The sequence below is a fragment of the Desulfovibrio sp. genome (genome assembly GCF_034006445.1).
Taxonomy (GTDB): domain Bacteria; phylum Desulfobacterota; class Desulfovibrionia; order Desulfovibrionales; family Desulfovibrionaceae; genus Desulfovibrio.
Genome location: NZ_JAVESS010000003.1, coordinates 74,585 through 97,126 on the forward strand (window position 1 = coordinate 74,585; position 22,542 = coordinate 97,126).

General features: G+C 60.3%; 13 protein-coding genes and 1 pseudogene. 13 read left to right on the forward strand and 1 reads right to left on the reverse strand.

Features of this window, described 5'->3' with window-relative positions; translation table 11 throughout:
- Window positions 1–265: 265 nt before the first annotated feature.
- The 12 genes and pseudogenes from ppk1 to RBR41_RS05170 all read left to right on the forward strand — a co-directional run bounded on the left by ppk1 (window position 266) and on the right by RBR41_RS05170 (window position 18,840).
- Window positions 266–2,434: a polyphosphate kinase 1 gene (ppk1, locus tag RBR41_RS05115; RefSeq protein WP_320351513.1), complete on the forward strand. Its 2,169-nt coding sequence runs from the start codon at window positions 266–268 to the stop codon at window positions 2,432–2,434.
- Window position 2,435: 1 nt separating this feature from the next.
- Entirely contained in the window at window positions 2,436–3,371 is a 936-nt protein-coding gene (locus RBR41_RS05120; protein ID WP_320351514.1) for a hypothetical protein, read from the forward strand.
- A gap of 560 nt (window positions 3,372–3,931) precedes the next feature.
- Complete coding sequence (locus tag RBR41_RS05125; protein WP_320351515.1) at window positions 3,932–4,345, forward strand: cytochrome c maturation protein CcmE; 414 nt, start codon at window positions 3,932–3,934, stop codon at window positions 4,343–4,345.
- A gap of 125 nt (window positions 4,346–4,470) precedes the next feature.
- Window positions 4,471–6,471 (forward strand): heme lyase CcmF/NrfE family subunit, encoded by a 2,001-nt coding sequence (locus tag RBR41_RS05130; RefSeq protein ID WP_320351516.1) that lies wholly within the window; start codon window positions 4,471–4,473, stop codon window positions 6,469–6,471.
- An 18-nt stretch (window positions 6,472–6,489) separates the two neighbouring features.
- Window positions 6,490–7,155 (forward strand): annotated as a pseudogene (locus RBR41_RS05135) (ATP-binding cassette domain-containing protein); the annotation flags it as partial.
- Between the two features lie 224 nt (window positions 7,156–7,379).
- Window positions 7,380–8,057, forward strand: a complete 678-nt coding sequence (locus RBR41_RS05140) for a heme exporter protein CcmB (protein WP_320351517.1) — start codon at window positions 7,380–7,382, stop codon at window positions 8,055–8,057.
- The gene (locus RBR41_RS05145; RefSeq protein ID WP_320351518.1) at window positions 8,057–8,749 is read left to right on the forward strand and encodes a cytochrome c biogenesis protein; all 693 of its coding nucleotides are present in this window, start codon (window positions 8,057–8,059) and stop codon (window positions 8,747–8,749) included. Before RBR41_RS05140 ends, RBR41_RS05145 begins: the two co-directional genes overlap by 1 nt.
- Window positions 8,750–8,819: 70 nt before the next feature.
- Entirely contained in the window at window positions 8,820–8,957 is a 138-nt protein-coding gene (locus RBR41_RS05150; protein ID WP_320351519.1) for a CcmD family protein, read from the forward strand.
- Entirely contained in the window at window positions 8,950–9,675 is a 726-nt protein-coding gene (locus tag RBR41_RS05155) for a hypothetical protein (protein WP_320351520.1), read from the forward strand. Before RBR41_RS05150 ends, RBR41_RS05155 begins: the two co-directional genes overlap by 8 nt.
- Before the next feature lie 401 nt (window positions 9,676–10,076).
- Entirely contained in the window at window positions 10,077–10,892 is an 816-nt protein-coding gene (locus tag RBR41_RS05160; RefSeq protein WP_320351521.1) for a tetratricopeptide repeat protein, read from the forward strand.
- A gap of 4,508 nt (window positions 10,893–15,400) precedes the next feature.
- Window positions 15,401–15,793 carry a hypothetical protein gene (locus RBR41_RS14600; RefSeq protein WP_413785134.1) on the forward strand — a complete coding sequence of 131 codons (393 nt, stop codon included), beginning with the start codon at window positions 15,401–15,403 and terminating at the stop codon, window positions 15,791–15,793.
- A 1,628-nt stretch (window positions 15,794–17,421) separates the two neighbouring features.
- Window positions 17,422–18,840, forward strand: a complete 1,419-nt coding sequence (locus RBR41_RS05170; RefSeq protein WP_320351523.1) for a phospholipase D-like domain-containing protein — start codon at window positions 17,422–17,424, stop codon at window positions 18,838–18,840.
- A gap of 407 nt (window positions 18,841–19,247) precedes the next feature.
- On the opposite strand, the gene RBR41_RS05175 is transcribed toward RBR41_RS05170, so the two are convergent.
- Window positions 19,248–20,900 (reverse strand): sensor domain-containing diguanylate cyclase, encoded by a 1,653-nt coding sequence (locus RBR41_RS05175; RefSeq protein ID WP_320351524.1) that lies wholly within the window; start codon window positions 20,898–20,900, stop codon window positions 19,248–19,250.
- Window positions 20,901–21,302: 402 nt separating this feature from the next.
- Between RBR41_RS05175 and RBR41_RS05180 the strand changes: the two genes are divergently transcribed.
- Window positions 21,303–22,343 carry a 4Fe-4S binding protein gene (locus RBR41_RS05180; protein WP_320351525.1) on the forward strand — a complete coding sequence of 347 codons (1,041 nt, stop codon included), beginning with the start codon at window positions 21,303–21,305 and terminating at the stop codon, window positions 22,341–22,343.
- The last annotated feature ends 199 nt before the right edge of the window (window positions 22,344–22,542 follow it).

Consider the following 22,542-nt stretch of genomic DNA (forward strand, 5'->3'; position numbering starts at 1 on the left):
TAAAACTCGTACAGTACCACGCTGGCCCCTGCCTTTCCTGCCAACCCACGTTTTTGGGGCGCGCCCCTGACTGCCGGAGCGCTCGCCATTGCCAGGCAAAGCCTGCATGTTGCGCTATTTCCCCATAATCACCCACGTTCGCTGCGGGGTAGAGCCCCGCCAATGCGCAAAAATAAACTTGCGTTCCTTTTGTCACATGATCTTCACACAGGGATGGTACATCACAGGCATGCCTTAACATACTGAGGGGCCTGGAGTTTTGATCATGAAAGACAGTGGCAAGATGAACAACAGGGAGTTGAGCTGGTTGTGCTTTAACGAGCGCATACTGCAGGAAGCCCGCGACCCGTCCAATCCTCTCGTGCAGCGGCTGCGCTTTCTGGGCATTTTCTCCAGCAATCAGGATGAATTCATCAAGGTGCGCGTGGCCTCGCTGGCGCGTCTTTCACGCAGCCGCGAGCCGGGCAAAATACTGCTCATGGGCGGCCTCAGCCCGCAGGAAGCCCTGCACCGCGTCAACAACAGCGTGGCCAAAGGACAGGCCGCCTTTCGCGAAACGTATAAAAGCGTCCTCGCCGCCATGCAGGAGCAGGGCATACGGGTGCGCAACGAAACCCAGCTCACGCCAGGGCAGGAAAAATTCTGCCGCGACTATTTCGCCCAGGTCATCAATCCGCAGCTGGTTCCCCTCATGCTGACCAAGAGCGCCAACCTGCCCTTTCTTCAGGACAGTCACATATACCACGCCGTCAAAATGCAGCCCGCCAGCGGCAACAAGAACCGCTATGCCATACTGCGCATTCCTGTCAGCGCCGAATGCCCGCGCTTTGTTGAAATGCCCTCGCCAGCCGGATGCAGCGACATCATCTTTGTGGACGACATCATCCGCCTTTGCCTCAACGACATCTTTTTCATGTTCAACTACGACGCCATTTCGGCGTATACCTTCAAGGTCATGCGCGACGCGGAGCTGACCCTTGACGACGACGTGTCCAAAAGCCTCATTGAAAAAATGGAAGAAGGCCTGGAACACAGGCTGCGCGGACGCCCCGTGCGGCTCATCTATGACCAGGCCATGCCTCAGGATCTGCTGAACCTGCTGGCGTCAAAACTCCACCTCAAGAGCGGCGAGCTTGACCCTGGCGCGCGCTACCACATGATGCGCAGCCTCATGAACTTTCCCCGTGTGCGGCCCGACCTTGAAAACCGCGTCATGCCGCCGCTGGAACACCCGGACATCAAGCCCTTTTCCAGCATCCTCAAAGTGGTGAAGAAAAAGGACATCCTCCTGCACTTTCCCTACCACACCTTCAATCATGTGGTGGATTTTCTCTGCGAGGCCGCCATTGACCCCAAGGTCACGGATATTTCCATCAGCCTGTACCGCACGGCCGATCATTCGCGCGTCATCAACGCCCTGGTCAACGCTGCCCAGAACGGCAAAAAGGTCACGGTATTCGTTGAGCTTATGGCCCGCTTTGACGAGGAGCGCAACGTCAGGACCATCGACATCCTGCACCAGGCGGGCGTCAGCATCATCCACGGACTGCGGGATCTTAAAGTACACAGCAAGCTTCTGCTGGTTGAACGTACCGAGGGCCGCAAAAAAACGGGCTATGTCTACATAGGCACAGGCAATTTCAATGAGGACACGGCGCGGCTTTACAGCGACGTGGGCCTGCTGAGCGCCAGCCAGCGCCTTGCCGAGGACGCGCGCAGCATTTTCAATTTTCTTGGGGCCTCGCACAAGCCCATGGTCAGCAGGGATCTGGTGGTGGCCCCGCACAACATGCGCAGCGTTTTTTCGCGGCATATCGAGGCGGAAATTCGCAATGCCCGCGCGGGCAAACCGGCCTATATCTACGCCAAACTCAACAGCCTCACCGACGAGAGCATGATCAACCTGCTCTACAGGGCGGGCAAGGCCGGGGTGGAGGTGCGCCTTATCGTGCGCGGCGCGTGCTGCTTAAAGCCCCAGCAGCCCGGCCTCAGCGAAAACATCTGGGCCATCAGCATTGTGGACAAGTTTTTGGAACACGCCAGAATCATCATCTTCTGCAACAATGACGCGGAAAAGGTCTTTATTTCCAGCGCGGACTGGATGCCCAGAAACCTCGACAGAAGGCTTGAAGTGGCTGCCCCCATATTCTGCCCGCAACTGGCCCAGACCCTCAGAGACATCTTTGCCATCCAGTGGTCGGACAACATCAAGGCCCGCGTGCTTACCGACACCTGCGCCAACAGCTATCACTCGGGGCTTGCGTCCATTCCCTGCCGATCGCAAACCATGCTGCACGACTATTACCGCCACAAGGCCCACCTGCATGGCGGCGTAAAACCGGCGCACCAGACCGCGCCCGCCTCCACGGCGCAATACTCCGTCCCCGCTGCCGCGCCTGCTGCTACGGGCACTCCAGCAGCCTGCGGAGAATAAGATGAAACTGCAAACCGTTGCCGCCATGGACGTGGGGTCCAACGCCATCCGCTGTCTGATCAGCGACGTTTCGGAACTCGGGCCGGACAAACCCGTCAAAAAAAGCGCCTACCTGCGCATCCCCGTGCGCCTTGGGGCCGACGTTTTCACCAGCGGCCGCATCTCCGACGCAAGACAGCGCATGTTCCTTGAAGCCATGACGGCCTTTGTACACCTCATGCGTGCCTACGATGTGGACCACTACCGCATCTGCGCCACCAGCGCCATGCGCGACGCGGCCAACGGGCCAGCCCTCATCAGCAGCGTGAGCCGCGCCACAGGGCTTGAAATTTCCATCATCTCCGGCGTGGAGGAGGCCGAAATTCTCTTTGAGGCCAATACCTTTTCCGCCTGGACAGAACCGGACGAAACCGCGCTCTATGTGGACGTGGGCGGCGGCAGCACCGAAATCATCGCCGTGAAAAACAATACCCTGCTGGAGGCCCAGTCCTTTCAGGTGGGCACGCTGCGCATGCTGGCCCAGGTTGTTGCGCCGGAGGAATGGCTGCGCCTTGACGCCCACCTGGCGCGCATGGCCGAAACCTACAAGCCGCGCCAGCTCATCGCCTCTGGCGGCAACATCAACAAGGCCGCCAAGCTGCTGGACAAAAAAGAGGGCAAAGCCACCAGCCGCGCAGAACTGCAAGCCCTGTACGAAGACCTGCGCACCCTGCCCTATGACGAACGCAGGGCACGCTACCGCCTCAACCAGTACAGGGCGGACGTCATCGTGCCCGCGCTGGAGATCTTCCTCACCGTGGCGGCCCGATCTGGCGCGGGCAGGTTCATCATCCCCAAGGTGGGGCTCGTGGACGGCATGGTCAGGCACATGTGCTTTTATGGCGGGGCCGATCAGGCCAGCCAGCCCCCTGCCCCCTCATTTCGGGATATTCCGTAACGCGGGTTGGTTTTGAGGATTGCTTTGTGGGGGAGGGACCCTTTTGCAAAAGGGTCTCCTCCCCCACACCCCCACCCCCTAAAACCTTTACTCATTAATATTGCTTCACGCGACCGCCACAGTAGCAGCCACAGCAGTCCACCGCACAGCAAAACTGCCGCGCCCAAGGCCCACCGTAAAAAAATTTCTTTCAGTCAACATTCGCCGTACTGTCACAGCGGCTGCCCTGCGGGCCGCCCAGGCGTATTCCCTTGTGACCAACCGGGCCGCCTGCCACGGTTTTTGTCTCAAGTAATTAGCCACTTACCTAGTCCGATAATGGGGAATAGAGGGTACTCCCCTCTGTGTTTCGATCACAAAATCCGCGCCGCACCCTGCTTCGCCCCTCTAACAATAATTATTCTCATCTTGTCAGGCTGACAGAAATGGTCTAGGTTGTTCTCCGTACAGACGCGTAGGCCGACCCAAAACCACGGGTCACACTTTCACGCGCGCGACACGCCGCCCACGGCGCGTTCCGCCCTGTGTTCAAGCGCGTATACCGCAGGAATGAGGTAACCATGGCCCGCAAAAAAAACACCAGCATCTATATAGTCGCCCTGCTGCTTTTTCTTGGCGGCGTCGGCTATCTGGCCTATTCGGGCTTTTCGGAAAACAGCGTGTATTTTCTTAATGTTTCCGAAGCCAGAGCTTCCACGCCAGACAAACTGACCGCCGCCCGGCTTTTCGGCACTGTGGCGGCTGACGGCATTGAAAAAGGTTCATCCGGCTCCGGCGTCAATTTTCTGCTTGAAGACAAGGACAATGCCAGCCAGACCATAGCCGTCCGGTACAGCGGCACTGTGCCCGACACCTTCAAGGCGGGCGCGGAAGTCATCGTTGAGGGCGGCCTGGACGCCCAGGGCAGTTTTGTGGCCAAAACCCTGATGACCAAGTGTCCTTCCAAATACCAGAAAGAAAACCGCCAGAGCTGACGGCAGAGCCGACAGTTTCCCCGGCCCGGCACAGTGCCGGAGAGTAAGCGCATGGGGCCAGCCCTTCCGTGAACGGAAGCGCGCGGCCCCGCATTACGGCCCCAGAGCCTTGTAAAAGGAGTCCCATGTACGTTTTTGCCTTTGCCCTCCTTCTGTTGGCCCTGCTCGCCTCTCTGGGCGGCGGTGGCCTGGCCCTGCTGCAATTGTGGCAAGGACGTGAAGACTCCCTCCGTATTGTTGAAAAAGCCCATGTCGTGATCAGCGGCGCACTGCTGATCGCCTCCGCCATTCTGCTGCACGCGCTGTTCTGGTTTGATTTTCAGGTGCAGTATGTGGCCAGCTATACCGACCGCATTTTGCCGGTCTTTTACCGACTGACGGTCTTCTGGGCCGGACAGCCCGGCTCCATGCTCTTCTGGGCGCTGGCCGTCGGCGTCAGCGGTTCCCTTTTCGCCTGTACGCGTGCGTTCAAGAAGCTGAGCGGCTCCACCCGCCTGTGGTACTGGACGTTTTTTTATGTCATCATGGCCTTTTTTGCCCTTATCCTTACAAGCTGGAGCAATCCCTTCATGCTGCAAAGCCCCGTCCCGGCGGACGGCAGCGGCCTGAACCCCCTGCTCCAGAACCCCGGCATGATCATCCACCCGCCGCTGCTGTTCCTTGGATACGGCGGCTTCACCATCCCGGCCTGTCTTGCCCTGGCCCAGGCGCTTTCGGGCCAGGCCTCCGTTGAAGGCGCGTGGTACCGCATTTCGCGCCCGGCCATCATCCTGGCCTGGCTGTTCCTGACGTCCGGCATAGTGCTTGGCGCGTGGTGGGCCTATATGGAACTCGGCTGGGGCGGCTACTGGGCATGGGACCCGGTGGAAAACGCCTCCCTCATTCCCTGGCTCATCGGCTCGGCCGCCCTGCACACCCTGATTATCGAAGACCGCCGCAACAAACTCGGCCGCGTCAACGTGGCCATGATGGCCCTGACCACGGTTTCGGCCTTTTTTGCCACCTACCTTGTGCGCAGCGGTATTATTGACTCCGTGCACGCCTTTGGCGACGGCGGCGTGGGCACGCCCCTCACCTGGTTCGTCCTCGCCGGGCTTGTGGTTTCCCTCTGGGTACCCCTCATGGCCCCCAAGCAGGGCCGCCCCCTGTCCGGGCTGGACAGCCGTGAAGGCTTTCTCACCCTGGTGGCCTGGGTGCTGCTGGCCCTGGCGACCATCATTCTTGTGGCCACCATGTGGCCTGTGATCAGCAAACTTTGGGCCTCGGCCCCGCGCGGGCTGGACGCCAACTTCTACAACCGCGTCTGCCTGCCCCTGGGCGCAGTGCTCATGCTCATGATGGCCACCTGCCCCTGGCTTGGATGGGGCGGCGGCCTGCGCAACAAAACAGCCTTCTTCAGTATTTTGGGCGTTTTTGTGGCCAGCGGCGCGGCCCTCTGGTTTATGGGCTATCGCCAGCCCACGGCTTTGCTGGGCGCGGCTTCGGCCATCGCCATCGTTACAGGAATGCTCTTTCAGCTGGCCGACAAGGCCGTGCGTCGGCAGCCCAACACCCTGGGCGCTCTCGGCGCGCATCTGGGCATGGCGCTCATGGCTCTGGGCATTGCCTTTTCCGGCCCGTACAAGCAGGAACGCGACCTGCACCTTACCGTGGGGCAGGCGCAGACGCTGGCTGGCTACACGGCGACCCTGCTGGAACTCAATGAGGGCGTGCGCCCCGGCTATGACTATATCGCCGCCCGCATCCGCGTTGTGGACAAGGACGGCAAGGATCTCGGCATTGTGGCCCCGGAACGCCGCGTGTACGAAAAATTCGGCAGCATGCAGTTTTCCGAGGTTGACGTGATCCCCAGCCTTGGCAACGAAATTTACGCCTCCCTGCTGGGTCTGGACGAAGATTCGCACGTTGTGGTGAAACTCAGCGTGGAACCGCTGGTCAACTGGCTGTGGATTGGCGGCGCCATCATGAGCATTGTGCCCCTTGTGGGCCTGCGCCGCCGCAAGCAGGCCAGCGCAGCCGAGGCCGCAGAACTGGCCGAGGGCATGGACGAAGAGGAAGGAGACCAGGGCGGAGAGACCACGGGCGCAGCCAGCGCCAGCTCCGCAGGCAGGAACAAATCGGCCTAGTCCGCCGGAGTGCCGCCAGTGCTGCAGCTTGTGCGCGTTGCCAAGACCTACGGGGTCAAGGTCATCTTCAAGGATGTGAGCTGCGCTTTTGCGCCCGGCAGCGTTTCTCTGCTGGTGGGGGGCAACGGCGCGGGCAAGAGCACGCTCATGCGCGTCATGGCGGGGCTTTCGCGCCCCAGCGCCGGCGAAGCCCGGCTGGCGGAACACGTTCGCGTGGGCTATCTCGGGCACGCCACATTCCTGTATCCCGGCCTTACGGCTCTGGAGAATCTTGCCTTCTGGCGCGACGCCTGCGGTCTTGCGTTTTCGCGCAAGGATCTCATGGCCGCCCTTGAGCGCGTGGGGCTTGAAGCGCACGCGCAGGAACGGGCAGGGGTCTTTTCTCGCGGCATGGCGCAGCGCCTGAATCTGGCCCGCATCCTCATGCAGGAGCCGAACCTGCTGCTGCTGGACGAGCCGGGTACGGGCCTTGACGCCAGTTCCCTGGCCCTCTTGCGCCGTGAAGTGATGGAAGCCCGGTCGCGCGAGGCCTGCGTCATCCTTATCAGCCATGATCTGGCGGGCGACGCGCCTCTGGCGGATCGTCTGCTGGCCCTGGACGGGCGCAGACTGGCCTATGACGGGCCACCCGCAGGCTACAGGCCGATGGGCGCAACCGCCGCCCCGGAGAATGCCACGGACGCCGCCCCGGACAGTGCCCAGGGCAGTGCCCCGGACAATACCGCAGACAATGGCGCTGCAAAAGCCGCTGCCGCACTGGCGCACGGCGCAAGCGGGAATCCGCCGGACAGCGCACATGAAGGCCGACACGAATGCGGGCAGGCGAGCCGACACGAATGCGGGCAGGCAAAAGCCCGCAGCGGTGAACATTCCGGCACAGACGGCGACACGCCGCAGGGAGGCCCGCAGTGCTGCGCCTGACCCTGGCCATGGCCCGCAAGGATCTTTCCCTCACGCTCTCGCGTGGCAGCGGTCTTGTGCAGGCCCTCTTGCTCGGCCTGCTGCTGCTCTTTGTTTTCAGCCTGTCGCAGGGCGTGGGCGAACGCATGACCCCGCAAAGCGCGGCTGCCGTGTTCTGGCTCAGTTCCGCCTTTTGTCAGGTGCTGATTTTCAACCAGTTGTACGCGCTTGAAGAGGCCAACAACTCCCGCCTGGGCCTGCTGCTCTGCCCCGCGCCCATACAGGCCGTGTGGCTTGGCAAGGGCTGCGCCGGGCTGATTTTGCTGCTTTTGGCCCAGATCGTTTTTTTGCCAGCTGGCGTAATCTTTCTTGGGCAGGAACTCAGCGGCCCCCTGCCACAGGGTCTGGCCGCCCTGGCCCTCACGGACGTGGGCATGTGCGCCATGGGCTCCCTGCTGGGCGCACTGGCCCAGGGTCAGGCCGCGCGCGAATCACTGCTGAGCATTGTGCTTTTCCCCTTGCTGACGCCCCTTTTGCTGGCGGGCATAAGCGTGGGGGCGCAAGCCCTTGGCGCGCCCAGCGCCGACGGCCCCGGCATATGGCTTGGGGTGGCGGCGGCTTTTGACGCAGTCTTTTTAGGGGCCGGGCTGCTGCTGTTCGGCCACATTTACGCGGGAGACGAATAATGCCCAAATTTTCTGCGCTGCCGCAGTGGCTGGCCCTTCTGGGCGGCCTGGCTTTCGCCGCCTGCCAGTGGCTTATCTATGCCTATGCCCCTGTGGAACAGACTCTGGGGCTGCCGCAAAAGATTTTTTACGTTCATCTGCCTCTGGCATGGTGGGCGCTCATGAGCTTTTTTATGGTCTTTCTGGGCTCCATAGCCTATTTGTGGCGTCGCAATCCCGCTGCTGACCGGCTGTGCGCCGCCGCCGCCGAAACAGGCGTACTGCTGAGCGGGCTAGCCCTTGTGACAGGCATGCTGTGGGCGCGTCGCTCGTGGGGCGTCTGGTGGACGTGGGACCCCCGCCTCACGACCACCCTGATCATGTGGTTCATTTACGCTGGCTACCTTGTGCTGCGCGGCCTCGACCTGCCGCAGCAACGCCGCAACGTGGTCTGCGCGGTGGTGGGCATTGTGGCCTTTCTGGACGTGCCCCTGGTGTTTTTGTCCGCCCGCATCTGGCGCTCCATCCATCCTGCCGTGTTTGGCAACAAGGGCGGCGGCCTGGAACCGGAAATGCGCCTCACGGTCATAGCCTGCGTGATTTCTTTCGGCCTGTTGTGGGCCGGGCTGGTATGGATTCGCAAACGCCAGCTGGACCTGGCCGCGCGTCTTGACGCGCTGCAGCAGAACAGGCTGATGCAAGAAGGACTGTAACCGCGCGGCCCGCAGGATACCGCCAGCGAGCGCTGCGCGGACGCGGGTTCGGGCCTTCCCCGGAGGATATATGGATACTCTGACCTGGATTATCATCGCCAATGCCGCCGTATGGATTGGCCTTGGCGCGTACCTGGCTTTTATGGGAGCGCGCCAGCGCGCCCTTACCGCACGTCTGGCCCAATGGGAGATTATCAATCATGACTGACAGTCCCAAGCGCACCACATCTTCGCGCGCGCTTATTCTTTTGCTGGCCGTGGGCCTTGTGACCATGCTGGTCACTTCGCTCAAGGAACGTTTTGAAAGTCCCGGCCTCACCGAGCAGCGGCGGCCCGGCCCGGCTGCCCAGGCGGGCGGGCAGCAAGATGACGCCCAGCAGATCGGCAAGCTCATGCGCCAGATTGCGGAAAACCCCAATGACAGCACCGCCATGAACCACCTGGTGGAGCACCTCATCGGCGTACAGAACTGGGACGCGGCTGAAACCTTTGCCCAGCGGGCCATAACGCTGGATGCGGCCAACTCCAAACCCCTGTACCTGCTTGGCGTCATCATGCACAACCAGGGCCGCAACAAGGAAGCCGCCGAAGCGCTGGAAAAAGTGCTCGCCATCAAGGACGAAGCCTCCGTGCGCTACAGCCTGGGCGTGCTGTACCTCTATTTTCTTGAAAATCCCGCCAAGGGCATAGAGCATCTGACGGCCGGTCTGCAAGACCCCAAGGCTTCCGATGAACTCAAGGCGGCCATCATGCAGGAACTGGAAAAAGCCCCGCAGCCCGACCAGAACGCCAAGGCCGCTCCGGCAGCGAGCGAAACCAGGGGCAAAAGCGCCGACAAGGCCGCACCCGCCGCAAGCGAAAACGCCAAGGGCAAGAATGCCGACAAGGCCGCCAAACCCGCGGCCCCTGCCAGCAAGACCAAGTAGTGAGGGAAGCACTGATTAAAGAGCCTTCTGGAAACGCTGATTTATTCCGTTTGGCGACGAGCCTTTGGCGCTGCGCCCCGCGCACGAGACAGAAAACGCACACGGCCTGGAAAAGCCTTTGCCCGGCATGCCGGGCATGCTGATCGGCATAGACGTACAATACAGGCAAGCCCCAGCGTATACAGAAGCTGCGGGCTTGCCTCTTTTTTTTACTGGTTGTACCTTTTATTGCAAATCTTGTGGCCCTGAAGCCGCAATGACATCGCCCAACCGGCAAAATACCGCCTGCATCCGCCGCCGCTTTGGCCCAGGCATATTTTCATGCGACCCAACCGCCCAACTGGCGTCAGCTACGCACCGTGAACAGCCGTTTCCGGCGCGAAATGCTCCAAGAGGTTTTCATGGCCCGTCGTAAAAGCAAGAGCAAGAGTTCCCCCGGCACTGCGCAAGAGCAGGCCCCTACACAAATTACGTCCAGCACGCCCCTGCCCGGCACCCGTCCTGCTCCCCAGGCAGCCCCCACGGCACACGCCCAACAGGAACAGCAGGAAGCAGCCCCCACAGGCATGGTACGCAAGGGCACCTTTATCATGGGCGTGGCCCTGGCATTGGTGCTGGGTCTGTATGTGGGCAGCCTGATCCCGTCCATGCTGCACGGTTCCGCCCAGCAACCCATGCCCCCGCAGCAGGCCGCCGCCCCTGGCGCGCAGGCGACTGCGCAGAGTTCTGGGCAGGTTCCTGGGCAGGTTCCCGAAAACTCTCGCCCCGCGCCACAAGCCAGCATGCCGCAAATGACGCCCGAACTGTCCGCGCGCATTGGCGAACTGGAAAAAGCCCTGCTGGACAATCCCCGCGACGCCTCGCGCTGGACAAGCCTGGGCAATCTCTATTTTGACACGGGCCAGGCGCAAAAGGCCGTCTCCGCCTACGAGCGTTCCCTGTCCATTGCGCCCGACAACGCGCTTGTGCTCACTGACCTTGGCATCATGCAACGCGAATTGGGCCAGTTCGACAAGGCCGTGGCGAGCTTTCGCAAGGCATCATCCCTGCAGCCCGACCTTGAAAACGCCATGTTTAACGAGGGCGTTGTGCTGTACTATGACCTCAAGCGCAAGGACGAAGCCGAAATCGCCTGGAAGCGCCTGCTGAAGGCGAACCCGGGTGCGCGCGCGCCGGACGGCAAACCCGTTTCAGAACTGATACAGCATTTGCATTAGAGCAATTTTACTTTGAAGCAGTGTACCCTTAAACAGGGTGCCTGCCCTGACGCTGCACGTGAGTGCAACGCGCCGCAATGCGGCGTGGATTCTGCCGCAAAGCACTTTTTTCGGCAGAAATGCAGCTTTGATATGTAAGGAAACGCTGATTTATTCCGTTTGGCGGACTTGCTTCACTTTTTTTGAAACAGTCGAGGACGGAAGAGTCCACTCCTGCTTCAAAAAAAGATCGCGCCTTGCCAAACGAAATAACTGCGCGTTTCCAGGAGGCTCTTTGATCAGTGCTTCCGTAAATCTGATCCAGAGCAGTTTACGAATGAAACGTGGTGACTGCTCTGCGGGGATTTTCCTGAAAATCCTTGCCGCTAATGCGTGCAGGCAGGCGAAAGCCTGCCATCCGCGAGCATTTCAAGTGTTAAACGCTCTAAGGCTGAAGGCGCGGCGCGCAGCCGCACCTCCAGCTTCAAAACATGCCCTTGCGGGGCAGGGTCGCATACAGCCAGAGGATACAGGCGGAATTACCATGACACATACTCCCACCGGCCTCCATTCCGGCAAGAACCCCGCCGATGCGCGCCAGTTTCGACGTGGTCGCGGCGCGGCTGCACGCTTCTGCGCCACGTTGCTGTGCCTGATTGTCCTGGCCGCACTGCCGGGTGCGCTCAGGGCCGCACCCACCGAGGCGCTTCTTTCTCCTCCGCCTGTCAGCGCGCAAAAAGTCATGGTGCCGCCCCTTCTGCTGACGCCCAACGCGCCGCTCCTGCCCAAACTTCAGTACTTCATCGACCAGACAGGGACCATGGACGTGGAAGAGGTGGCCAGCCCTGCCAATGCCAGCGCCTTTCGTCCCCTGCAAATGAAAAGCCTGCCCCGCGCCGTGGGCATCATGTGGCTTCGCTTTACCCTTGCGCCCCTGCCGCAGGGCGCCAAGGCCGGAGCCATGCTGCTGGACATGGGCTCCAGCGTGCCCGAAGGGCCTGTTCTTTACGAGCCGCACGCCAATCCCCTCACGGACAGTGTGGAATGGCGGGAAATTGTCCCGACGCAGCGCGCCGTGCTTCTGCTGCCCGAGGCAACCAGCGAAGCCCTGACCTGCTACATACGCCTTGACGGCCTGCCCGGCCTGTGGTTTGAGCCCATGCTGCGCACCCCGCAGGACGCCGCCAACAACTGGGGCAGCCTTTCGGGCACAGCGGCCATTCTGGCCCTGGCCGTGGTCATGCTGCTCTGCCTTTTGCGCGGCCTTTCCGAGAAAGGCCAGTGGCGCGTGTGGACAGCCCTGTACGTGGCCGCTGCCCTGGCGCAGGCCGTCATGGGCATGCCCGCCTACGGTACAGGGCGCATCACCATGATGGAGGCCGCCGCCGTGCTCAGTCCCGGCGTGGCCCTCATGCTGCTGCCCCACGTGGGCCGCCATCTTTTGCGCGCCAAGCAGCGCTCACGCATTCTGGACGCGCAGTTCGTGCTGCTCTCCCTGCCGGGCGCGGCCCTGGCGCTGCTGCCTCTCATGCCCGGCTTTGGCTGGATCATACGCTACCTGGCCCTGTGGCCCATGTGCACACTGATCTTTGTGCCCAGCGCCATTGGCGGCGCCATCATGGGCCTTGGCGGGGCGCGGCGCTTTCTGCTGGGCTGCCTGCTGCCGCCGCTCTTCGTGACCGCCGGAGTTTTGGGGCTGGACAGCGGATACGCCGCCAACCTCATGGCCTCGGCCCCCCTTTGGGGCACGGCCCTGAGTGCCCTGCTCATCGCGGGCACGGGCGCGCCGCGCGACATGGCCCAGAGCGGGGCTGCCGAACGCGGACGCAAAAAAAACAGCAAAAAAGGCGGTTCGCTGCCCGGCCTGGATGGTTTTGGCGGGCTCGGCGGCCCAGCCATGCCCGATTTTTCCCCCGAGCTTTCCGGAAATAGCGCGGCTCTTCTAATGGAAGACGGGGCCATAAACCTCGATCAGCCTCTGGACGACCCCAATCTGCGCCTGCTGCCGCCCACGATTCCCACTGGCGTCAATGCCTGGAATCGGTCGCCCGAAAACGCGCCCCTGGGCGCGCCGCCCGAACCGGGAACGTCCTGGGACGGCGCAGCGGCAGCGCGCCAGCAAACGGGCGCTTCCGGTACAAACGGGGGTTCCGGGTTCGGCAGCGCCGATCCCTGCCTGTGGGAAAACGCCCTGCGCGCGCCCCTTGATCGCCTCATGCGCGAAGGCGCGGCTCTGGGCAACTGCTCCTTGCCCCCGGCAGTGCGCCAGTATGCCGAAAACATGCTCAAGGCCGCGTCCGACCTGGCCCATGTGGTGGATAATCCTGGCAAAAGCCTGAACCAGAGCCTCATTGGCGAAACCCGCAGTCCTTTCAACCTCCAGCATCTGGTGCGTGAGGCTCACGACGCCGTCAGCGCCACGGCCGAAAATGCCGGCATTGGCCTCGCCTGGTACATGCCGCCCCAACTCGGGCACATGTATGAAGGGCAGGCGCAAGCCCTGCGCGAAACCCTCTGCATGCTGCTGGAAAGCGCCGTGCGCGCCACTTCGCGCGGGGCCGTGCACCTTTCGGCGCGGCGTGTGCCCGAAAGCGCGGACCCCGGCCACCTGCTGTTTACGGTAACGGACACCGGCACGGGCCTGCCCCCGCGCAACCGCTCCACGCTCGCCGTAACGCGGGCCTGGGAGCTGGCCGGAACCAACAACTGTTACCTCAATGTTGAATGCGGGCCACAGGGCACGACCATTTCCTTTACCCTGCGGCTCAAGCCGCTGGAGCACGAGGCCGCAGCGCCGGAAGCCCGTCAGGCCCATGTGGCCATTGTGGCCGACAGGGCCGTGGAACGGCAGGATCTGGCCCACATGACAGCGGCCCTCGGCCTGCAAAGCACAGAAGCCCGCACCATGCGCGAAGCTCTGGAACTGAACAGGGAAATCCCGGCTCTTCTCCTGGTGGTGCACTCCCCCATGGACGGCCCTGCCGAAGCCGATGCGCTGGAGCGCTTCAAAAATCAGGCTCTTGAGGCTGGTCTGCCCTTTTTCAAGGCCCTGGCCATCACTGCGGACGACAGCCGCTGGGACGCCCTGGCGGAATCCGGATACACCCACGCCCTGCTGGAGCCTGTGGAGCGGGCGGCCTTTGCCCTCACCGTGCGCGAACTGTTTGAAGAAGCCGGATTCGCCCTGCCGGACAACGCCCCAGGAGCTGCAGCAGGAGCCGCAGCAGAGGCCGCGTCTGAAGGCGAGTCCAGTGCGACGGAGACGCCGGAAGCGGACAGCCACGCGACCCCGGCCGGAGACGCGCCTTTTGTCCATTCTGCCGATGGCGACGCGGGCGACGCTCAGGACGGCGACGCCTTGCGGCCTGAAGCCTCTTCTTCCATCTTGCCCGACCTCTTTGGCGAGGCTACCCAGTGGAAGCCCGCCAGTGGCGATGCCTCACGCCTGCCGGACTTCTCGGCCCTGCCGCAGATTATGGACATGACCGACCAGATGCGCCAAAACGGCCAGCCTGTGTCGGCCGAAGCCGGAGTTGCCATGCCAGGATTCGGGGACGCCATGACCATGCCCGGCATGCCCGAACCCGTCATGGCCGAGACCGTCATGGCCGAGCCAGAGGACGAGCCCGACGACGAGTCCAACAACGAGGCAAATGCTCCGCAGACCGCCATGCTGGTGGACGCCGGGGTTCTCCTGCCAGACATGGCCCCCCTGCCGGAACAGCCGGAAGATCCCGACGATCCCGACATACCGGATCTTTCCAACATCGATTCCCTGCAATTGCCGCTTCCGGGCATTTCTGACCGCACACAGGCGGACGGCGCAGGCGACGGCAGCGAAAACATTTCCGACAATACGGGCGCAGACCTCGACGTTGCCCTGGATGATGATATTGACGTTGATATGGGTGGCGGTATGGGTCCAGACCAGGACGCGGAAGTGGACGCCGCTCTGGATGCGGAAATGAACGCCGGGCCGGACTCCGAACCGACTGCCGTGACTGTGCCGACTGCCGAGGCAGACGCCGAAACGGCTGCCGAACCGCAGTTCACGCACGCTTCAGAAACAGCGGAACCTGAAGACAACAGCGCCCCTGATCAGATCAATGACGCTGACTTCAGAGCCGCAGCGGGCCTGGAAGGCCCCCAGTGGGACGGAGAAGCCAGTGCCGCCACCGAACACCCTGCCGCCTGGAGCGTGCCTGTAACCCCCCTTTCCGGGCCAGAACAGACCATGCCCGGTGTGGCGGGTGAGCCGAACGAGCCAAATGAAACGAATGAGGCAGGGGCACAGCAGCCTTCAGGCCCCCTGGCTGACGACACAGGCTTGGAAGACAGGACGGACATCGCGGAACAGCCCGGAGAGATGACGGCCGGGGCTGCATTGGCCGAAGCCGCTCAGGACGTATCCGTTCAGAATATCTTCGCGTTGGCGGAACCCGTCCAAAGCGAGCCCGCGCAAGACGAATCTGTGCAAGACACGTCTGCACAAAGCGAATCTGCGGACGGCGAATCTGTGCACAGCGAGTCTGCGCCAGACACGTCTGCGCCAGACACGCCTGCGCAAATCGAGACTGCACCGGCCGAACCTGTGCAGGACGTTTTCGCATTGGCGGAACCCATGCAGGCCGAATCCGTTCAGGCTGAACCAGTTCAGGACGAATCAACCATGGCCGCGCCACAAACCGCGCCACAAACCCTGGCACCCGCGTCAACGGCCCCGGCCGCCAGTCTCGCTGCCGCCATCAGCAATTCCGCCTCCAATGCGGGGCAACCTGTCATTACGGTTCAGGGCAAGATTGGCGAGGCCATACTACGCCCGGTCAATGCGCCCTTCCCGCCTGCCGCACCGGCCGCAAGCCCTGAAGAATACCTTGATCGCAACCTTCCCGCTTCCGGTGCGGCGCTGCACGAAAATCTGAGCTGGGGCGACGAATGGGTGGGTGAACCCACCCCCGTCGGCACGCCTCTTTCTACCGCCAACACCGCTGCCGGGCCTTCCGCCACTTCACCCAAAGTCACTGAAGCGGCCACGCCACGCGGCTACGTGAGCCCCAGCCTGTCCGGCCCCGGCGAATGGGTGGGCGAACCCATGCCCATGGCGCCAAAATCCGCGACAACCACAGACGGTATTGAGCAGGCCGCAAACCCGACGCCAGCCATGCGCCTGAAAACTTTTGGCGGTACGGCAACCGGGGCCAGCTCCCAGATGCCGGAACCCGCTGCCGCACCGGCGGCAAAACCCCTTGGAACGATCCCCTGGCCCAAGCCCGACCCCTCTGAAGCAGAGCGCAAAAGCTCCGCCACGGTTGCAGCCGAACCGTCGCAGCTTGCGCAAAAAACCAGAGAAATGCCGCGCACCGCGACAGGCAGGCTCATACTGAAGCTTTTGGGCAATGTGGCGTCCACAGAACCGGCTGCCAGACCAGCGTCGCCCACCGACAACGCTGGCGGCACAAGCACGGCAGCCGCCCAGCGCCCCGCAGCGTCACGGCAGGCAGGCTTTGATGCCGAACCCTCCATTGTGGACTTCATCGCGGGAGCCGCCGCACCAGCCCCCGCAGAACAGACAAAGGGCACAAAGGGCGACGCAGGCATCCCGGCGCGTCCTGCCGCACCTGCTGCGGCCCCAGCGCCTTCACGGGCTGCCGCGCAACCGCGTGTTGACGCAACCCTTTTGCACATGCTGCGCCGCCTGGACGCCGCCATGGAAGACGCCCAGCGCGCCTTCAAAAGCCGTAACTGCCCTGGTGTTGGCGAAGCCGCCACACGCATAGCCAATGATTCAGACGCCTTCGGCCTCCGCGTGCTGGCACGCATGGCCAGTTGTGTGGAACGTGCCGCCAATGCCAATGACATGAACGCCCTGCACGACCTTTTGCCCGAACTGGCAGTGGCTGTTGAGCGTAATCGCATTACCCTCAACCCGCACAACCAGGGCCCTATGTAGTGTTTCAAATGACGCTTTGAAATGCTCTGTGGGGGTTGCAATGAGGCTCTGAAATACCTTGTGGGGGAGGGCCCCTTTTGTAAAAGGGTCCCTCCCCCACACCCCCTCCCCCTAAAACTTTTAGTAAACTTTTATTTAAAACTGGGATGTTAGAGCATTTTAACTTTGAAAAAGTGTAAATGCTCCAACGCTGTACGAAAGTACAGCGCGCCACAACGTGGCGTGGATTCAGCCGAAAATCGCAATTTTCGGCTGAATGAAAACTTTGAAATGTGAAGCATTTCAAAGTTAATCTGCTCTAGAAGCATTTTAACTTTGAAAAAGTGTAAATGCTCTAACGCTGTACGAAAGTACAGCGCGCCACAACGTGGCGTGGATTCAGCCGAAAATCGCAATTTTCGGCTGAATGAAAACTTTGAAATGTGAAGCATTTCAAAGTTAATCTGCTCTAGAGCATTTTAACTTTGAAAAAGAGACTGTGCCTTCCAGCGCACGTCTTTTTTTGTTGCCACAAGCGCTGGAGTCACTGGCCCTTCGGGCAACGGCTACCGCGAGAATGGACATTCTCAAAGCGAAAACGCTATAAAATAAGGATGTTGCATGATTATAGGTGTGCTGGAAACACTGGCCCTTGTGGCCGTTCATATCCTGTCGTGGATTGCCGTCTGCCATGCGCTGCTGACCAAGCACGATCCGCGCGCGGCCCTGGGCTGGACAGTTACGGCCCTGCTGCTGCCGCTGATCGGCCCGCTTTTGTACGCCACCTTTGGCATCAGCCGGGCTGAAAGCCGTGCCAGCCGCATCATGCGGCGTCAGGAACCCCTTGAGCCTGACTACGCCCACCCGCCATTTTCCGACAACCCGCCGGAAAAAGTGCCCGACTACATCATCAGCATGGAGAAAGTCGGCCGCCACCTTACGGAACAGCACCTGTCCAGCGGCAACAAGCTCATGACCCTGCACAATGGCGACGAGGCATACCCGCAAATGCTCGCGGCCATACGCGAAGCCAGAGAACAGGTCTTTTTGTGCACCTATATCTTCAATGCGGGCAAGGTTGCCGCAGAATTTGGCGACGCTCTGACAGAAGCTGCGCAACGCGGCGTGGATGTCCGCCTGCTGGTGGACGGCATCGGCATGCTCTATTCCTGGCGCAAGCCCTGGAAAAAACTGGCGGAGCACGGCGTTCAGGTCGCCATGTTTCTGCCGCCGAGGCTTTTTCCGCCCAACTTCAGCATCAATCTGCGCAACCACCGCAAAATGCTTGTCTGCGACAATACCGCCTTTACCGGCGGCATGAACATTTCCGATGACAACATAGCCGCCGGCAAGACCAAATACGTCCAGGACGTGCATTTTCATTGCCAGGGCCCCATTGCAGACCAGTTGCGCCGCGCCTTTCTGCTCAACTGGGGCTTCTGCACCGGCAAATACTCGCCCCTGCCCCCGGCCAGCGGCCAGCCTGTCGGTGAAAGCCATTGCCGCATCATTATGGACGGCCCCGGCTCCGAAGCGGACGTGCTCAATGATATTTTTTGCGGCGTCGTCAATGCCGCCCGCCAGTCTGTGCGCATCATGACGCCCTATTTTCTGCCCACGCACGGCTTTATGTCGGCCCTGCGCAGCGCGGCCCAGCGCGGTGTGGACGTTAAAGTGGTGCTGCCCGCCAAAAACAATTTGTTTTATGTGCACTGGGCGCAGTTTCGCCTGCTGCCCACCCTGCTTGAGGCAGGCGTGCGCGTCTGGTATCAGCCGCCGCCCTTTGCCCACACCAAGCTGCTCACCGTGGACTACTATTACAGCCAGGTAGGCTCGGCCAATCTGGACCCCCGCAGTCTGCGCCTCAATTTTGAATTGAATATGGAAGTGTTCGACCCGCAGTTTTGTGAAGGCATCGCCGCCCATATTGACGATGTCATCAGCCGCAGTACCGAAATAACGGCAGACAAGCTCAAAACCCTGTCACTGCCCGTCAAGCTGCGCAATGCCGCCTGCTGGATATTCTCGCCGTACCTTTAGGAAACGCTGATTTATTCCGTTTGGCGTCGTTGTTCACTTTTTTTGAAACAGTCGAGGACGAAAGAGTCCACTCCTGCTTCAAAAAAAGATCACGCCTGGCCAAACAAAATAACTGCGCGTTTCGTTGAGAGGCTTTGTGGGGGAAGGCCCCTTTTGTAAAAGGGTCCCTCCCCCACAAAGCCTCCCCCTAAAACTTTTGGCGGTAGCGGGTACATGGCTGCGATGTTAACAACAGGCTTTTCAGGCATTACAGCAGGTTAAACGTTATCTGCTCCAGCAGCCCACCTCTGCCGCAGCGCGACCCCAAATCACAGACAGCCCGGTTTTTTCCGGGCTGTCTCTATTTCCAGGCTGTTGCCAAGGAGTGGCACCACGGAAGGCGCATTAGCCGGGGCGGCACAGCCCCATCAGCAGGAGCCCGCGCTGGACATGACGCAGTTTCTTTGCAGCTTTTTACCTGCGTAAAGATAAAAATCCGCTTCCTTGATGAGGGAGTCAAAGGTCTTGCCCCGAGAATACGCCACCACACCCAGGGTTATGGTTGTGTTGATGGTAATGTCCCCATCGTAGATGGTCGTTTTTTCCACTGCCTCGCGCAGCCTCTCTGCCAAAACCAGACCTTCTTCCAGCCGTAGCGAAGGGGTGAGAATAAGAAATTCCTCGCCACCCCAGCGCGAGGCGCTGTCCTCGGCGCGGATATGCTGGCAAAAAATCCCTGCAATGGCCTTGAGCACCCTGTCGCCCGTGTCATGGCCGTAGGTGTCGTTGATGGCCTTGAAGTGGTCAATGTCGGCCAATATAAGACAAAAATTGAGATCTTCACGCTGCGACCGCGAAACCTCCTGCTCAACCCTCTCATACATGGCCCGCCGATTGAGCAGCCCCGTGAGAAAATCGCTGTAGGCCACGCGCTGCAATTCCTGATAGGCAAAGTCCAGCTTGTTTTTTTCTTCGCGCAGCGCGGTCTCGTCTTCCCTGAGCTTGTCGATGAAAATATTGATCATGCTGGTCAGCCTGCGTTCGAAAAAAAACACCATACCAATATACAGCAGACTGATGACGGAAATAATCTTGGCGTATGATGAAATCTGGTTGTTGAAGGCCCTGTTGAAATCCATTTCACGCTTGTCCACGATGTTCTGCATTTCGTCAGTGTGTATGCCCGTACACACAATCCAGTCGAAAGGCTTGTAAAGCTGGGCGTAGGCGAGTTTTTCACTCAGCTCGTCAGAATTGAGCTTTTTGAAGACATAGGAAAAATAGAGGCTCCCTTGCTTGAGCACGCCTTCAAGCTCCTGCTTGTAGGAAAGGTTGCCCCGCGGATCCGCGGTTTCCGTTGACAGCAGCACCTCCTCATCCCCCTCCATGGACGGATGCACCACCCGCACGGCGTAGCCCGGCCCGCCAGTGTAGTCGCGAACGCCGTTAATCCACACATACTGGCCGAGTGGAAAACGCAGGCTGCGCACAATGGCTACGCTGCGCTTCTTGGCGATATTGTCCAGGGCCTCCTCAATGGCAAATATGGCAATCATGCGGTTGTCGCCGAGGTTGTCCTGGGCCCAGACAGGAAACTCCTCCGAGGGCTCCTGCTGCCCGCGCTTGAATGCCGCAAGCAACTGGGGTGCAAGCTCGTTTTCATCAGTCCAGAGGATCTTCTGCTTTTCACGGTCGTACACCGCTATCCCCACGCCCGAATTGTGCAGCAAAAAGCGGGAGGTGCGTTTGGTCACCTTGCGGTCAAAACCGCTTATAATATCTGAAGTTTTCATTTTCAGGGTGGACAGCAGCGAGCATTGGGCTTTGGCCAATGATTGGTACTCTGCGTACACCGTCTCTCTTATGACTTCGATTTCGGCAATGATCCTTTCAACCCTTTCAGCGAGGGCGTCTCTTTTTTCACCGAATATACGGGCTCTTGACTCGTCCACCATCGCGTCGAACTGCTTGCGCACCGATATGAAATAAGGCACCGACAAAGCCACAGCCAAGGCCAGCATCGCCAGAAAACTTGTTGCATAATAGAATATACGAATTTTTCTTCTAGCCAGTCTTTCCATTTATATAACCTTGCTGAAATCCAGTATCTTTCCGTAATTTAAAGCTTTTTATACAAAATGTAAAAAGCCTTATGACATCCTAGCAAAAGACATTCTTATTTGAAAGCTCAACATCCTCTCGCATTCCAGCAAATTACAGACAAATATACCTTTTTGCATAATCAGGCCGCTGGCGCGGTGTTCTCTGTTGCGCGCTGGCACGCGCAGCCGGTGAAAGCTCCTTTGGCCAAAGCAGCTTGATTCACGGGTGCAGGAGATGACAGCGCTCGAGCACAGTCTTGTGACGCCAGGCATGGACAGTGGCTGCCAATGGTGACACAACGAGTCCGCAATTGTTTATCTGAACAGTCTGAAAGGAAGTTCCCAATGCCTCGGACAACAAACTCCGCGCACGAGACCACAATGCCCCCAGCGCAAAAACATACTCCCTTGGCTGGTGCATCTGTTCTTGCTCCTGCTTCTGAAAAACGCCGCCTGACCCCCGCTCTGCTGCGGCGCAGCATTCAGGTCGCGTTCGCTGTTTTCCTCACATGGGTGGGCTGGAATTTTTACCTTTACGTGCAATGGGCCACAGGAAAAAGCCAGGCATTCACGCCCAAACCGCCTTCTGTTGAGGGGTTTTTGCCCATCAGCGAACTTATGGCGGCCCGTCGCCTGGTTGAAACCGGCATGTGGGACATGGTGCATCCTGCCGGACTGACGCTCTTTTTAGCCATTGGCCTCATGGCCCTGCTGTTCCGCAAGGGCTTTTGCGGCTATATCTGCCCCGTGGGCCTTGCCGCCAACCTGCTGGGCCGCGTGGGCGAGCGTCTTGGCCTGAACCGCAATCCGCCGCGAAAGCTGGAACTGGCCCTTTTGTCCATCAAGTATATTCCACTGGCATTATTGTGCTATTTCAGCCTGCTTGTCATGAGCATGGATGAAATCGACGCCTTTATGGGCGCGCCCTTCAACATGGTGGCCGATTCAAGCATGCTGTTTTTCTTTTTGCGGGCATCAACCACCACGTTCATTGTGGTGGGCGTGATTGTGGCCGCCTCGCTGGTGGTGCGCAATGCGTGGTGTCGTTATCTCTGCCCATATGGGGCGTTTTTGGGTATTCTTGCGCTGGTGAGCCCGGTGGCAATACGCCGCAATGCCGATGCCTGCACAAGCTGCCGCCGCTGCCAGCGCGCCTGCCCTGCGGCCATTGCCGTGCACCAGAAGGCGCGCGTCAATTCGCCGGAATGCCTTGGCTGCACGGCCTGCATTGAAGCCTGCCCGCAAAGGGACTGCCTCCATCTCTCTGCGGCGAACCGTCGTATCCCCTTTTGGACTGTTGCCGCCGGCTGTCTGGCAGTGCTTTTTGCCGCATACCTGTGGGCTGTGAGCACCGGGCACTGGACGTCTGATATCCCTCCGGCCATGCTGCGTCGCTTCCACATGATCCAGTTTGGCGGATAACTACGCATTACGACTGAGAGCAAAATGGAAAAGCCCCTGAACAGGGGCTTTTTTTGAAATCAAAGAGCAGAGTACCTCTGGGAGTGAACTTGCTCTGGCTCTGCGGTGCAGAAGCTCACGCGAAGGAACAGACGCGCTGTATTTCCGCAGTGGACGCGCTCAAGCGCGCGCCCACTGTCTTCGGAATATTCACAAAGGC